We start from the raw sequence: 15,311 nt of genomic DNA on the forward strand, positions 1-15,311 counted from the left end.
GATGATCCAGTTACAGGAAATACCATCCGTGTCACCGCGCCTTGATGCTCCGACCGATATCGCCATGCCCCACGGGGCGGTGGCTGCGCCTGCGCAGGCGGGTGCCGGTGGGACGGTTGACATGGCGCAGATCCTGCGGCGGATGCCGGGATTCGTCTATGTCTTTGACCACGGCACGCAATCGACACGCTTCGCCAACCGCTCTGTCGCGGTGCATCTGGGATATAGCGCGGCAGAGGTCCTTGCGATGGGGGAGGCGGTGCTGCCCGCGATCCTGCATCCCGACGATGTCTGCCTGCTGGCGCCGCATTTCACGCGAATCGCGGCGTTGCCAGACAACGAGACCTGCCAGATCGACTACCGCGTGCGCACCAAGCACGGTGCGACGCGCTGGTTGCGCTCGACCGACGCGGTCTATGACCGGGATGCGGGCGGCGGCGTGCGCTGCCACATCGGCTGCGCCACCGACATCACCGCCGAAAAACACGCCGAACGCGCGCTCGCGGATCTCAATGCCCAGCTTGAAACCCGGATCCGCCGCCGCACCCGCGAGATCGAGACGCTCAATACTGCGCTCGAACAGCAGGTGCGCGAACGCTCCGCCGCGCTGGAACAGACCGCCGGAGAGCTTGACCGGCTCACCCATGTGGCGACCCATGATCTCAAGGTGCCGGTCAACAATCTTGCCCGGCTGGCGCGCATGCTCGAAGAGGCGGGCGAGGGGTTTACGCCCGAACAGGCCGAGCAGGTCAGCTGGGTGCGCCGCTGCGCCGACCAGCTGATCGCCAAGATCGAGGGGCTGGTGATGGTCGCCCACCTGCGCGCGCCGCACAGCGGGAAGAATGTCCCGGTCGATCTGCGTGCCGAAGTCGCCCATGCCGTTTTCGAGCGGCGCGGCGAGATCCGCAGGCGCGCCGCCCGCCTCACCACCGCGATCCCCAAGGGCGCGGCCATCTCTTTCCATCCGCCTGAATTCCGCACGATTCTCGGTACGCTTCTGGGCAACGCCCTCGACTACGCCGATCCCGACCGCCCCCTCGACATCCGGATCGAGGCCCGCGAAGGCAGCAGCACGATGCAGCTGAGCCTGCGCGACACCGGCACCGGTTTTGACATGACGCGCGATCTCGACAAGGTGTTCGGCCTGTTCAAGCGCGCCCACGTCAGCCCGCCCGGCAGCGGCATCGCCCTCTACTGTGCGGAGCGGATGCTGAACCGGCGCGGCGGCTCCCTCCAGGCACAGGCCCGCAAGGGGGAAGGCGCCTGTTTCACTGTTTCCCTACCCAAAGGAGCGTCGATATGACCCCGCCCGACAGACCGCCCCTCGAACGCATCCTGCTGGTCGATGACGACGAGGTGACCAACCTCATGCACACCCGCGTCATCCAGCGCTCTGGCCGGGCAAAGGCGGTGAGCGTGGCCTACGACGGCGAACAGGCGCTCGAGATGCTGCAGGATGACATCGATACCGGGCGCAAGCTGCCCGAACTGGTCTTTCTTGACATCAATATGCCACGCATGGGCGGGTTCGAATTCCTCGAGGCATACGCCAGGCTTCATATCGGCGCCGATGCGCCGTTGATCATCGTGATGCTCTCGACCTCGCTGCTCAAGGCTGATCACGCGCGGGCGGAGGCAGACCCGAATGTGCATTGCTTCTCGGACAAGCCGCTCAAGCTGGAGGTCTTGTTGGAACTCGTGGACGAAATCCAACGTGCTCAGGCACAATCCTCTGCCGCCTGAACGGCGGGCGCCAGCACCGGCTCTTCGCCAAAACGCCCCGCAAAGGCCCGATGCAATGCGATATCCACATCGCCCATCGTCACGGGCAGCCCCAGATCCACAAGGCTCGTCACCCCGTGCTCGGCAATGCCGCACGGCACGATCCCGTCAAAGTGGCTCAGGTCCGGCTCGACGTTGATCGACACCCCGTGAAAGCTGATCCAGCGGCGCAGGCGGATGCCGATCGCCGCAATCTTGTCCTCCGCGATCTGGCCGGGCAGGGGAGCGGGGCGGTCGGGCCGCTGCACCCAGACACCCACGCGGCCCGCGCGGATCTCCCCGGTGACGTTGAAGTCGGCCAGCGTGTCGATCACCCAGCCTTCGAGCTGCTGCACAAAGGCGCGCACGTCGCGCCCGCGCGCGCCCACATCCAAAAGCACATATGCGACGCGCTGTCCGGGTCCGTGATAGGTATACTGGCCGCCGCGTTTGGTCGCATAGACGTCAAACCGGTCGGGATCGGTCAGATCCTGCGCCCGCGCCGAAGTACCGGCCGTGTAGAGCGGCGGATGCTCAACGAGCCAGATACACTCTGCCGCATCGCCTGCGTGGATCGCGGCCACACGGGCCTCCATCCACGCCTCGGCGGTGCGGAAATCCGTCAATCCGGGGGAGGTGATCCACTCGATCATGCGAAAGGCGTCGCGGCGGCGGTCACTGTGCCGCGGGGGCGGTCTGCTCCGCCACCACGCGTTTGAGCAATTGCGCGTAGGCCTGCGCCCCCTGCGCGCCCGTCACCAGATATGTGCCGCCGAAAACCATCGACGGCACGCCGGAAATCCCCCGCGAGGTCCAGAATGTCTGCCGCTCGCGCACCTGGTCGACGTGGCTGCCGCTCTCTAGCACGCGGCGCGCGGCGTCCTTGTCCAGCCCCACCTCGCCCGCGATGGCGACCAGCGTCTGCGGGTCCGACACATCGCGCCCGTCGGTAAAATGCGCGGCGAACAGCGCCATCTTCAGCGGATGCTGCTTGCCGTGCTCCAGCGACCAGTCCAGCAGTTGATGCGCGGCAAAGCTGTTGACGATCCGGCTGTCGTCACCCCAATTGAACGTGATGCCAAGGCTCTGGCCAAGATCGCTCATCTGGAGCCGGTTCGCCGCGCTCTGTTCGGCGTCGATGCCGTATTTTTCGGTGATGTGTTCGCGCAGGTTCTGCCCCTCGGGCGGCATGTTCGGGTTCAGCTCGAACGGATGCCACCGCACGCGCGCGCCCACGCCCGTCGCGCCAAGCGCCTGTTCCAGTTGGCGAAATCCGATGATGCACCACGGGCACATGATGTCCGAGACGATATCGACCTCGACGACGGGACCTTGATTTTCCACGGGCGGGCTCCTTTGGCTGCACGCCCTCAAATTCGCCGCTGCGCGGCGTGGTTTCAAGGGGCAGGTCTGATTTGCCTGTCCGCAGGGGAGTGATTTTCACCCAACGGGCAAATTGGTGCAGATTGGCTCTTGAGCAGACCGCCACTCCGGGCTATGAGCCTGCACACCACGGCGTGCGGTCGTGGCGGAATGGTAGACGCGCAGCGTTGAGGTCGCTGTGGGGTAACACCCGTGAGAGTTCGAGTCTCTCCGACCGCACCACTTTTCGGGCTGATCCCCCTTATTCTTATGGCAAAAAAGAAAGGGGCCGATTTCTCAGCCCCCCGAGTGTCCCCCATTACTACTTGTCCTGTGCCATTTTTGTGCTGCCCCAAGTCCTCGTTCAGGCCACTTTCCGTCGAGCGCGACCGGACTTTTCCAGCTCAATATTGAATGCCGCCGTTGCGGATCGAAAAAGCCATTGATCTGTTGGAAAATGGCGGCTTCGGCTTTGCGGCGTGTTTGCCATGACCTTCGCCAGATCAGCTCTGCCTTGATGGTTCTTCAGGTGGACCTTTACAGCCGGGTTGCCTCAGCAGTTACCCCTGCTGCCCATCGACCCGATTAACCCATGCAGAGCCAGGGGCGTCTGGTAGCCGTGGGAGCATTATCGACTGCCGCGCTCCGTGTGGTGAATACAGGCTCTGGGCGGTTACCGCAGAGCGATGGCCATGTTCAACGCTCGGATCGTTGGGTTACGTTTCATGCGGTTTGACACGGCCCAACCGATCACGCGCCTTGAACGCAGGTCAAGAATAACAGCGAGCTAAAGCCACCCTTCACCGGTCCGCACATAACTGATATCGCCCGCCCTTTTCTGAGTGGGCGCGTAATCCTCCCTGAAAATGAGTGGTGCTTATCTGTAGTATTTTTCCGTCACCATGACCGAGGAGAATTCGAATGGAGAACGCAAAGTTCAGCGACGCGCGGATCATGGCGATCCTGCGCCAGGCAGAGAACGGTGTGCCTGTTTCGGTACTGTGCCGTGAGCATGGAATGAGCAGCGCCAGTTTCTGCACATGACGCGCCAAATTTGGGGGAATGGCTGCCGGCATGATGTCTGAGATGAAGGGCATGGCCGAAGAGAACCGCCGCCTTTGGCGTACGTATGCCCCCTCTCATTGATTGCTTTGTAATCAACTGCCGGGCAGTGGAACGCTGCCACCAGACCATGATGCACCGGGTTCTCCCGGAAAACCACTTCCTGCCCGGCGATCTGCAACGCCAGATCGGCGCGTTTGTCGATCACCATGACAGCCGTCGTTGTCACGAAAGCTTGGACAGCCTGACGCCCGCCGACATCTATTACGGTCGAGGCGCGAAGATCCTGAAAACGCGAGAGGAGATCAAGAAACAGAGAATCGGAAAGCGCCGGTTGCAGCACCACGCCGCTGCCGCAAAATCCCAGACAGAAATCAAACCAGAGCCTCCGTTTCGATACAGCCTCAAATCCCCGAAAAACTCTGGCGGCGGACACAAAGGGCCGGTTGCAAACCGCAGAAAAAATATCAGCCATCTTCGCTCATACACCATGTTGCAACTGCGACGTGGCGCGCGTCACCCGCATTAACGATCCGAAGGTTTCAACCAGCGATCGAGCGTCACGCTTCTTGTTCTTTCGGAGGGGGCAATGACCCTACGGAGCTGAACCCTCCCGATTGAGACCCCTTTGCGCCATTGACACTGTGGGAGTGGGCGCTTTTGGGCTGCGCTGCCCGAATAGCGTTTGATTGCGGGGCATTGCGAGGATGTGGAATGCACATCGTCACCCGCGAGGCGCGGGAAGTTTGCGGTCTGCGGCACAAATCACTTTATTTTCAGCCTTCGTTAAGGCTCTATGCACTCATCTCTTTTTTGACGAATTTTTTGACAGGACAAAGCCATGACCACCCTGAGCGCGGGCGATATCGCCATTGTTGGATACAACTCCGAAAAACCCCTGACCGCCGATACGCAAAGCACCTCGATTGATGGGATCTCCTTTGTGCTGTTCCGTGCGATCGACGCGGGCACGGAAATCAAATTCACGGATACCGAATGGGCCGGGTCCAATCTGGTTGCGGGGGAAGGTGCCATTTCCTGGACCGCGACCACCGCCCTGAGCGCCGGGACAGTCGTGCGCATCGAAACGGGTGCGGCCACAACAGGCACGCACACCGCCAACACCGGAACAGTCGTCGATGAGGTCGATAACGCGTTTCTTGGGATAGGGAGCTATTCGTACTCCAGCGCCGGCGATCAGATCATCGCCTATCAGGGCACTGCGGGCGGGGCGATCACGCCTATCACCGCGTTTACCAACCGCCCCGCTGGCTTCGTCGCTACCGCTTCAGGGTCTGATTCCGAGCTTCCGACCGGGCTCGTGCTGGGCCAGACCGCCTTGCATTTCGTGGATACCTCGGGCGCGGCCCCCGATGAATTCGACAACGGCTATTACACTGGCCCCACCTCGGGCAGCGAGGCATTCCTGCGCACCGCGATCCACACGCCCAGCAACTGGGCAGGCAGCAATGATCCCATCGCCTTCGATCTGTCGCCGGGCAGTTTCACCATCGGCGGCGCGGCCACGCCCGCCGAGATCCTGATCAACAACGGTGGGGGGGAGATCGTGGACGGCGACAGCACCCCCAGCGCCGCCGAAGGCACCGTGTTTGCCGCGGCAGAGGTCACCGGCGGCCAGACCACCCAGACCTACACGATCAACAACACCGGCGGCACCACGCTCAACATCAGCGGCGTGACGGTCTCGGGCGCCGACAGCGGCGATTTCACCGTCTCGACGCCGCCGCCCGCGTCCATCGCGCCCGCCGGCAGCGCAACCTTTCAGGTGACGTTCGACCCCACCGCCGCCGGAACCCGCACGGCCACGATCACCGTGGCGAATGACGACGCCGACGAGGGCAGCTACAGCTTTGACGTCACCGGCAACGGATCACTGGCCACCGGCGGCACGGTGCTGGGCGCGGGCGACGTGGCCTTTGTCGGCTTCAACTCCGACAATGATGAGTTCGGGTTCGTGCTGCTGGCCGATATCGTTGCCGGGACAGTCATCAAATTCACCGACATGGGCTGGACCGGCACCGCCTGGCGCAACGCAAGCGAGGGCGTCGTGCAATGGACCGCCCCCACCGACTTCACCGCCGGTGCGGTCGTCATCCATGATACGAGCCTGCCTACCTACGACCGTGATTTCCAGCAATCGACCGAGGGCGGCTTTGCCGCGTTCAACTTCGCGCCCTCCTCGGGCGGTGACACGATCACCGCCTTTCAGGGCACGCTGAGTGCGAGTACGGCAACCTCGACCAACCTCGCATCGCTGCATTACGACGGGTCGGAATACGATCTGACCTCCACCGCGTCCAGCGACAGCGCGGTGCCTTTTGGGCTGACCGATGGGGTGAACGCGATTTCCTTCGGCGCCGATGCCACGACCGATTTCAATTCGGGCATCTGGATCGAGAGCACGCAGGCGTCGATCGCGGATCTGCGCGCGGCGATCAACAATGACACCAATTGGTCGGGAACCGATGCGACCGGCGGTCAGACGATCCCGACGGGGCCATTCGCGACCGGTCCGCTTGTGCCCGACATCGACGTGCAGGGCGCCGCGATCAGCATCGTGGATGGGGATACGACTCCTTCGGATACCGACGCCACGTCCTTCGGCGCGGTCGACGTGAGCGCGGGCACGTCATCGCAAACCTTCACGATCCGCAATGCCGGCGGAGCCGATCTGACGCTGGGCACCCTTAGCGTCAGCGGCGATGACGCCGGGGATTTCGTGATAACGCCCCCCGGAACGTCGACCATTCCGGCGGGAACCTCGCTCACGTTCTCGGTGGTCTTTGACGCCTCTGCCGCGGGCCTGCGCGAGGCGGTCGTGAACATCCCCAGCGATGACCCGGACGAGCCTGCATTTTCCTTTGCGGTCAATGGCTCGGGCCGTGCGGCGGGCGGTGGCACGACACTGGCGGCGGGCGATATCGCCTTCACCGGCTTCAACGCCGCCGCACCCGAAGGGTTTACCTTTGTGCTGCTGACGGATGTCGTCGCGGGGACGTCGATCAAATTCACCGATGCAGGCTGGACCGGCACGACCTTCCGCACCACCAGCGAAGGGATGCTGGAATGGATCGCGCCCACGGCGATCAGCGCAGGGACCGTGATCGAAGTCGCGTCGGACTCCGGCGCCGTGGCGACCGATCCGACCATCAACGCGCAGGACGACGGCGGACACTTCGGATCCACTTTCAGCCTGTCGACTTCTGGCGACCAGCTGATCGCCTATCAGGGCACCGCCACCGCGACCGGCACGGGCATTACCAATCTGACGGCCGTGCAGTTCGAAGGGACTGAGTGGGACACCGTCTATGTCGACAGCACCGGAAGCTCGCTGGTGCCCGGAGGGCTGACGGATGGCGTCAACGCGATCTCCCTGGGCCGCGGGCCCGTCGGAACCTCCAGCTCCGAGACCGAGACGGCGACCTACAACGGACCGCTCAGCGGCGCGCTGGGCGATCTGAAGGCCGCGCTGAACAACGAGGCGAACTGGACCCTGTCGGCCACCTCCGTGCCCCTGTCGACCACAGCCTTCACAATCGGCGCGGCGCCCACCGGCACGCTGCCCCCCTCTGTCGCCGGCACCGAGGATATCCTGTCGATACTCGACCTGTCGGGCATCGTCATCAGCGACGCGGACGCCAGCGGCGACATGACCGTCCGCATATCGGCGGCGGAGGGCACGCTCTCCACCATCGCCTCGCCGCTCGTCACCGGCGGCGGCACCTCCACGATCACCGTGACGGGCAGCCTTGCGGAAGTGAACGGCTTTTTTGCGACCTCCGGTGCCGTCTCCTACCTGAGCGCACCGGATGATTTTGGCCTTCCCGGCGACACGCTCAGCGTGGTGCTCAACGATCTTGACGGCACAGGCGACGTGACGCTTGGCACGGTCGCGGTATTCGTGCTGCCGGTCAACGATCCACCCACGGCGACGGGGCTTCCCACTGATGCGGCGGTTCTCGAAGAGACGCCGGGGAACCTTGATCTGTCGGGCGTGACACTGGCGGACGTCGACGAGGCCGGTGCGCAGACCCTGACGCTTACCGCAAGCGACGGCACGCTGAGCGCGGCGGACGCGGGCGGTGTGACGGTCGGCGGCACCGGCACGGCCGTGCTGACGCTGACAGGCGCCATCGCCGCGCTCAACGCCTATCTCGCCAATGCCGCCGCCGTGCAATTCACCGGCGCGCTCGACGTGATCGGTGACAATGCGGCCACGGTCGCGCTGACGCTCGACGACGGCTCCGGCGATGTGGCGCTCGGGACCGTCAACATGGACATCGCGGATCTGGTGGATGTGCAGGCAGGCACGGCTGCGGACAATGTGCTGATCGGCACCACCGGCGCGGATGTCATCGCCGGGGATGCGGGCAACGATGTGCTGATCGGGCTCGACGGCAACGATACGCTGGGCGGGGATGACGGCAATGACGCGGTGCTGGGCGGCGCGGGCGCCGATGTGCTGACCGGGGGCGACGGGTCGGACTGGCTGCTCTACAATGGCTCCGATGCGGCCATCCTCGGGAACCTGACGGCGAATGGTCTTGGCGTTCAAAACGTCAGCGGCGGCCATGCCGAGGGCGATCTTGTCTCCGGTTTCGAAAAGCTGCGCGGATCGGATTTTGCCGATGTGCTGACGGGCGGATTCGGCAATGACGTGCTGCGCGGCGATGGCGGCGCGGATACGATCAACGGCGGTGTCGGTGTGGATTGGGTGATGTACAAGGGCTCCGGCACCGGCGTTACCGTCGATCTGGGCGCAAACACAGCCTCCGGCGGCGATGCGACGGGCGACGTGATCAGCAACATCGAAAACATCGACGGCTCCTCCTTCGATGATGATCTGACCGGGGATGCCGGCGTCAACGTGCTGCGCGGCGGCGCGGGGGCGGATACGCTCGACGGTGGCGATGGTCTGGATTGGGCGGTCTATTCGGGCACGGGAAGCGCCGTGACCATAGATCTGGGTGCGGGGACGGCCAGCGGCGGCGACGCGGCAGGCGACGTTCTCTCCAATATCGAAAACCTGCGCGGAACGGTGCTCGACGATGTGCTGATCGGGGATGGCGGCGTCAACATGCTCTTTGGCGATGCGGGCGACGATACGATCACCGGCGGCGACGGCGACGACGTGCTGCGCGGTGGCGCCGGTGCCGACAGCCTCGACGGGGGGGCGGGCCTTGACTGGGTCACCTACAACACCTCCGATCTGGCGGTCACCGTGGAGCTGGGCGGCACCGCGACGGGCGGCCACGCCACGGGCGACAGCCTTACCGGTGTCGAGAACCTGCGCGGCTCCGCCTTCGCCGATGGGCTGACCGGCGACGCAGGCGATAACCTCCTGTTTGGCGATGCCGGTGACGATACGATCACCGGGGGCGACGGGGATGACGTGGTTCGCGGCGGTGTCGGCGCCGACAGCCTCGACGGCGGCGCAGGATCGGATTGGCTGCTCTACAACAGCTCCACCACGGGTGTGACAGTCGATCTGTCCGGCGCATCATCGGCCAGCGGAGGGGACGCCACGGGTGATACGATCACCGGTTTCGAAAACCTGCGCGGCTCTGCGGCGGGCGACAGTCTGACCGGCGACGGGGCGCGCAATTTCCTGTTCGGTGACGCGGGCGACGATACGATTTCGGGCGGCGACGGCAATGACGTGCTGCGCGGCGACGCCGGTGCGGACAGCTTCGTCTTTGACAGTGCTTTGGGCGCGGGCAATCTGGACCGCATCACCGATTTTGTCAGCGCAGAGGACGTGATGGCACTCGACAGCGCGGTTTTTGCGGGTCTGACGGCGGGCACGCTCGACGCAGCGGCGTTTCTTGCCAGCGCCGACGGTCTGGCCACCACCGCCGATCACCGCGTACTCTACAATACCACGACGGGTCTTGTCTCCTTTGACGGGGATGGCAACGGGGCGGGGGCGGCGACCGGCTTTGTCCGGCTCGACACCCTGCCCACCCTCGATGCGGGCGACTTTCTCGTCATCTGACGCCGTTGCGCCGCATCAGTGGCCCGTCCGGACCTTCCGGGCGGGCCACTGTCACAAATCGACGCCCATCTCGGCGTAGGTCTGTTTGGCCAGCTTGATCGCGTGATTGGCGCGCGGCACGCCTGCGTAGACGGCCACGTGCAGGAACGCCTGCATCACATCCTGCGGACTTGCGCCGGTACTGGCGGTGGCACGAATATGCATCGGGATCTCGTCGAAATTGCCCGTGGCCGCCAGCAGGCTCAGCGTCAGCATCGACCGCTCGCGCGCCGGGATCGTGTCATCGGCCCAGACCGTGCCCCAGGCGCCTTCGGTAATCAGGCGTTGGAAGGGCGCGTCGAAGTCGGTCTGCGCGGCCTCGGCGCGGTCCACATGGGCATCCCCCAGCACCGATCGGCGCACCCGCGCGCCCTCCTTCATACGATCAGACATCGGCACTTCCTTTTTAGCGTTGTTCGCGCGATCATAGCGCCCCATCCGCGCCCGACAATGCGCATGGCATCCCCACGCGAATGTGAAGGGGCGGGGGCTGGCCACGCCGCACCCCTTCGGTATCCTGCCCGCAATCCCGCACAAGCTCTGGACGCCCCCATGGAATTCCTGCTTGCCTATCTTGCCGGCCTGCTGACGCTGATTAACCCCTGCGTGTTGCCGGTGCTGCCCATCGTGCTGGTCGGCGCGCTCAACGCCAATCGCGCGGGGCCTCTGGCGCTCGCCGCCGGGATGAGCGTCAGCTTTGTCGTCTTTGGCGTGCTTGTCACCGCCTTTGGCGCGGCCGTGGGTCTCACGCAGGACCGGTTGGCGCAGATCGGCGCGGTGCTGATGATCGTCTTTGGCCTCATGCTGGTGCTGCCGATGTTCGCGCGGCGGTTCGAGCTGGCGACGGCCGGCATCGCCGCCGGCGCCGACGCGCGCATGGGCGGGCTCGATCACGGATCGCTGGGCGGTCAGTTTCTGGGCGGTCTGCTGCTCGGCACCGTCTGGTCGCCCTGCATCGGCCCCACGTTGGGCGGGGCCATCGCGCTGGCCTCACAGGGGCAGAACCTGGGCTACGTAACGGCGATCATGGTCGCCTTTGCCGCCGGGGTGTCGACGCTGATCGTCGGTCTGGGCCTCGGCGCGCGTGAGGCGATCACCCGCCGCGCCCAATCCCTGCGCGGGCTCGCCGCGCGGGCCAAGCCGATCATCGGCGTCACCTTCATCGCCGTGGGCGGCATGCTGCTGCTCAACGTGCACCACATGCTCGAAGGCTGGCTGCTCGATGTCATGCCGATCTGGCTTCAGGATCTTTCCGTCTCCGTCTAGCAAAGGATATTGCCATGAACCGCCGTCACTTCCTGCTTGCCGCCACTGCCACCGCTGCGTTCGCCCCCGGGATGAGCCACGCCGCAGGCTTCGTCACCTACCGCGACGGGCTGATCCGTGAGGCACTCGCCGCAGGGCAGACCGTCTTTGTCGATTATTCCGCCACGTGGTGCAGCACCTGCAAACGGCAGGAGCGGGTGATCAACGCCCTGCGCGCCGCCGATCCGGCCTATGACGCCGCGATGACCTTCGTGAAGGTCGATTGGGATGATTTCAAGAGCCACCCCGTGACCCGCGCGCGCGGCATCCCGCGCCGCTCGACCCTCCTGGTGTTGCGCGGCGAGGCCGAGCTGGGCCGTCTCGTGGCGGGCACGTCCGAGGCGGATATCAAGGCCCTTATGCGCAAAGGCCTTTAGGCCGCGCGGGGCAGGGCGCGCGCCTACGTCGGCAGCGGCCGCCGCGCCTCGGGCGGCACGATGGGGGCCGCATCATTGGTCTGCGCCACGCCGTAGCCCGCGATCTGTTTGTAGCGCGCGGCGTGCTCGGCGCGCTCGTCGTCGGTAAAGACATCGGCCACATCGGTGGCCCCGTCGCCCGCCCGCGCCGCAAAGGTATCGATGATCTTGTCCGGTCCCGCCCCGCGATTGGCCAGAACCATCGCGCTGGTCGCCGGGCGCAGCCGCGCCTCATAGGCCTCCAGCGCCGCCGGTTCGCAGCCCCGCGCGGCGATCTCGGCGGCGATCCAGCGCGCGTCGATGATCCCCGATCCGGCGCCGTTTGATCCCACGGGATAGGCCGCATGCGCCGCATCGCCCAAAAGGCTCACCCGCCCGTGGGTCCAGCGCTCCAGCGGATCGCGGTCGACCATTGGGTATTCGAACACCTCGCGCGCGCCCCGGATCAGCGCGGGCGCGTCGAGCCCGTCGAACACCATCCGCTCGAACGCGGGCAGGAAATCCGCCAGATCGGCACCGCGCGCGTAATCCTCGCGGGCGTAGCCCTGTGCCGGATCGCGCAGCAGATTGCAGATCCAGTTGACCGTGCTCAGCCCGGTGTCGGGGTCGGGGCGGCTGATCGGATAGGTGACGAACCGCAATCCCGGCTCGCCCACCAGCGCCATCGTCGCCGCGCCGCCAAAGGGCACCGCCTGCGTGGTGCCGCGCCACAGGACCGCGCCGCCCCACGCGGGCGGGCCTTCGTCCGGGACCATCTGCGCGCGCAGCGCCGAATGGATCCCGTCCGCACCCAGCACCAGCGCGCCGGTCATCTGTCGTTCCGCCCCGTCCGCTGCGCGCAGATGCAGTACCGCCTGTGCCCCGCGCGTCTCCGCACCCGTCGCGCGCCAGCCGCACAGCACCGCATCGGGCCCCGCGCGCGCCAGCAGCGCCTCGTAGAGCATCATCTGCAACCGCCCCCGGTGCACCGAATAGGCGGGCCAGCGATATCCCGCGTCGATCCCGCGCGGCTCGCGCCACAACTCCAGCCCGGAGGTCGTCAGCAATCGGTAGTCGCGCAGCGGCACGCCGATGTCGTCCAGCGCCCCCTCCAGCCCCAGATCGTACAGCTCGCGCACCGCGTTGGGTTGCAGGTTGATGCCCACCCCCAGCGGCTGCACCGCCGCGCGCGCCTCGATCACCCGGAAGGGCACGCCGATCTGATGCAGGCTCAGCCCCAGCGCCAGCCCCGCGATCCCGGCGCCCGCGATCAATACCGTCATGCAAAACCCCTCCTCGCGCGCGAACTATGCGGATCCCGCGCAGGTGAAGTCAACGCGCCGCGCACTCTGCTTTAACGCGAAACGTGATGCGCATTTTCTTGCCGATTTTGCCCCGCAGTGTAAGTTAGCCGCAAGATCGGCGGCCAATCGCGCCTTTGTGGTTTGCACCTTCGGGTGTCTGCGACGATACTACCGGCCAAGCGTGTGTCACGGTACGGATTTCAAAGAGCGCACAAGCGCCCGAAATGCCGCGCCAAGTTTGAGGAAGAGTGTGTGAAGCGAACGGCGAAAGCGGTGATGCGCGCAGCGGGCGTCAGCCTTGTTGCGTGGGGAGTGATGAGCACGGGCGCCTTCGCGGCGGATGTCAGTCTCAATGGCGTCGAAGACGATGATCTGCGCGATGCCCTGCGCGGCGGATCGCTCCTGATCGAACAGACCCTGCTTGAGGAAAATCCCCCCAGCACCGCCGAGATCCTCGCGGCCGCACAGGCCGATTACCGCCGACTTCTTGCCGTGCTTTATGACAACGGACGCTTCAGCGGGGCGGTGCGCATTTCCGTCGACGGGCGCGAGGCGGCGTCGATCCCGCCGGTGCAGCCGCCCGCCAGCATCGGCGCGGTGGTCATCACCGTCGATCCCGGCCCCAGCTTCACCTTTGGCCGGGCACAAATCGCGCCCGTGGCCGAGGGCACAGACCTGCCCGAGCAATTCGCCCCCGGTGAAACCGCCAGCCTCGGCATCCTGAAATCGACCGCCGATGCGGGCGTCGACGGCTGGCGCGAACAGGGCCACGCCAAGGCCGCGTTGACCGGCCAGGACATCACCGCCAATCACCCTCAGCGCCAGATCAACGCCGATCTGACCCTGTCGCCCGGCCCCCGGCTGACCTTCGGCCCGCTCGTTGTGCTCAGCGAAAGCGATGTGCGCACCCAGCGCATCATCGACATCGCGGGTCTGCCCACCGGAGAGGTCTTTTCGCCCGAAGAGATCCGGCTGGCCACCGAACGGCTGCGCCGCACGGGGGCCTTCAATGCCGTCGCCCTGTCAGAGGCGGACGCGATCGGCCCGAACAACACCCTGCCGATCGAGCTTCAGACCACCGACGCGCCCAAACGCCGCCTTGGCTTCGGCGCAGAGGTCTCGACCCTCGAAGGTCTGTCGCTCAGCGCCTACTGGCTGCACCGCAATCTGTTGGGCGGGGCGGAGCGCTTGCGCTTTGACGCCGAAATCACCGGCATCGGCGGCAGCACAGGCGGCGAGGATTACACGCTCAGCGCCCGGTTCGACCGGCCCGCGACCTTCAACGAAGACACCAATTTCTACGCGCTCGCCAAGCTTGAGCAACTCGACGAGGAGTTCTTCTTCTCCCGCCAGCTTGACCTTGAGGCGGGCATCGAACGCATCGCCTCGCAGGAGCGGACCTATACCCTAGGCGTCGGCCTGCGCCGGGCCGAGACCCGCGATGTCTTTGGCGAGAATAAATACACCCTGCTGACCTTGCCGCTCAGCGCCGAATTCGACTATCGCGACAATTCGCTGAATGCGCGCAACGGCTACTATATCAATGCCTCCGCGACGCCCTTCGTGGCGCTTGCAGGCTCCGACAACGGCATCCGCAGCTATCTCGACGCCCGCGCCTACCGCACCTTTGGCGAGGCGCGCCCGATCACGCTGGCCCTGCGCGGGCAGGTCGGTTCGGTCTTCGGCCCCGAGATTTCGGAGGCGCCGGCCGACTATCTGTTCTATTCCGGCGGCGGCGGCACCGTGCGCGGGCAGGAATACCAGATCCTCGGCGTGCCGGTGGGCGACGAGACGGCGGGCGGGCGCGCCTTCGTGGGGCTTTCGGCAGAGGTGCGCGTGGGCGTGACGGATGCGATCAGCCTCGTGGGGTTTGCCGATGCAGGCTACGTCGGTGAGGAAGAATTCTACGACGGCTCGGGCGAGTGGCACTCGGGCGCGGGTCTTGGCCTGCGCTACGACACCGCCGTGGGGCCTATCCGGCTCGACGTGGCGGTGCCGGTCTCGGGCCCTGAATCGGACGAGAATTTCCAGGTGTACATCGGTATCGGGCAGGCATTTTAATGCGTT

General features: G+C 65.5%; 11 protein-coding genes, 1 tRNA gene and 2 pseudogenes. 9 read left to right on the forward strand and 5 right to left on the reverse strand.

Annotation, left to right across the window (positions count from 1 at the left end; translation table 11 throughout):
* Nucleotides 1-28 precede the first annotated feature (28 nt).
* A complete protein-coding gene (locus KDD17_RS04055) occupies nt 29-1,303 on the forward strand; it encodes a PAS domain-containing sensor histidine kinase (RefSeq protein WP_212705399.1) in 1,275 nt (424 codons plus the stop codon).
* On the forward strand, nt 1,300-1,743 hold the full coding sequence (locus tag KDD17_RS04060; RefSeq protein WP_212705400.1) for a response regulator: 444 nt from the start codon (nt 1,300-1,302) through the stop codon (nt 1,741-1,743). Before KDD17_RS04055 ends, KDD17_RS04060 begins: the two co-directional genes overlap by 4 nt.
* On the opposite strand, the gene lipB is transcribed toward KDD17_RS04060, so the two are convergent.
* Complete coding sequence (gene lipB / locus KDD17_RS04065) at nt 1,719-2,414, reverse strand: lipoyl(octanoyl) transferase LipB (protein ID WP_212705401.1); 696 nt, start codon at nt 2,412-2,414, stop codon at nt 1,719-1,721. The genes KDD17_RS04060 and lipB overlap by 25 nt on opposite strands.
* A gap of 22 nt (nt 2,415-2,436) precedes the next feature.
* The gene (locus KDD17_RS04070) at nt 2,437-3,057 is read right to left on the reverse strand and encodes a DsbA family oxidoreductase (RefSeq protein WP_212706142.1); all 621 of its coding nucleotides are present in this window, start codon (nt 3,055-3,057) and stop codon (nt 2,437-2,439) included.
* Nucleotides 3,058-3,280: 223 nt separating this feature from the next.
* On the opposite strand from KDD17_RS04070, the gene KDD17_RS04075 reads away from it, so the two are divergent.
* Nucleotides 3,281-3,366, forward strand: a tRNA-Leu gene (locus KDD17_RS04075).
* A 129-nt stretch (nt 3,367-3,495) separates the two neighbouring features.
* On the opposite strand, the pseudogene KDD17_RS18710 reads toward KDD17_RS04075, so the two are convergent.
* Nucleotides 3,496-4,000, reverse strand: a pseudogene (locus KDD17_RS18710) (DDE-type integrase/transposase/recombinase); the annotation flags it as partial.
* A 44-nt stretch (nt 4,001-4,044) separates the two neighbouring features.
* On the opposite strand from KDD17_RS18710, the pseudogene KDD17_RS04080 reads away from it, so the two are divergent.
* From KDD17_RS04080 to KDD17_RS04090, 3 genes and pseudogenes are all read left to right on the forward strand, one after another.
* Nucleotides 4,045-4,257: pseudogene (locus KDD17_RS04080) on the forward strand (transposase); the annotation flags it as partial.
* 37 nt (nt 4,258-4,294) lie between these two features.
* Complete coding sequence (locus tag KDD17_RS04085) at nt 4,295-4,714, forward strand: integrase core domain-containing protein (protein ID WP_212705402.1); 420 nt, start codon at nt 4,295-4,297, stop codon at nt 4,712-4,714.
* 312 nt (nt 4,715-5,026) lie between these two features.
* Nucleotides 5,027-10,201 (forward strand): beta strand repeat-containing protein, encoded by a 5,175-nt coding sequence (locus KDD17_RS04090; RefSeq protein ID WP_212705403.1) that lies wholly within the window; start codon nt 5,027-5,029, stop codon nt 10,199-10,201.
* A 51-nt stretch (nt 10,202-10,252) separates the two neighbouring features.
* Here the strand turns inward: KDD17_RS04090 and pcaC are convergent, their stop codons facing one another.
* The gene (gene pcaC / locus KDD17_RS04095) at nt 10,253-10,633 is read right to left on the reverse strand and encodes a 4-carboxymuconolactone decarboxylase (protein ID WP_212705404.1); all 381 of its coding nucleotides are present in this window, start codon (nt 10,631-10,633) and stop codon (nt 10,253-10,255) included.
* Between the two features lie 159 nt (nt 10,634-10,792).
* Between pcaC and KDD17_RS04100 the strand changes: the two genes are divergently transcribed.
* Nucleotides 10,793-11,506 carry a cytochrome c biogenesis CcdA family protein gene (locus KDD17_RS04100; protein ID WP_212705405.1) on the forward strand — a complete coding sequence of 238 codons (714 nt, stop codon included), beginning with the start codon at nt 10,793-10,795 and terminating at the stop codon, nt 11,504-11,506.
* A gap of 14 nt (nt 11,507-11,520) precedes the next feature.
* Complete coding sequence (locus KDD17_RS04105; protein ID WP_212705406.1) at nt 11,521-11,922, forward strand: thioredoxin family protein; 402 nt, start codon at nt 11,521-11,523, stop codon at nt 11,920-11,922.
* A gap of 23 nt (nt 11,923-11,945) precedes the next feature.
* On the opposite strand, the gene KDD17_RS04110 is transcribed toward KDD17_RS04105, so the two are convergent.
* On the reverse strand, nt 11,946-13,223 hold the full coding sequence (locus KDD17_RS04110) for a flavin-dependent oxidoreductase (RefSeq protein WP_212705407.1): 1,278 nt from the start codon (nt 13,221-13,223) through the stop codon (nt 11,946-11,948).
* A 273-nt stretch (nt 13,224-13,496) separates the two neighbouring features.
* Between KDD17_RS04110 and KDD17_RS04115 the strand changes: the two genes are divergently transcribed.
* On the forward strand, nt 13,497-15,305 hold the full coding sequence (locus tag KDD17_RS04115) for an autotransporter assembly complex protein TamA (RefSeq protein WP_254796884.1): 1,809 nt from the start codon (nt 13,497-13,499) through the stop codon (nt 15,303-15,305).
* Nucleotides 15,306-15,311 lie beyond the last annotated feature (6 nt).

It is taken from the genome of Sulfitobacter albidus (assembly GCF_018200035.1).
Taxonomy (GTDB): domain Bacteria; phylum Pseudomonadota; class Alphaproteobacteria; order Rhodobacterales; family Rhodobacteraceae; genus Sulfitobacter; species Sulfitobacter albidus.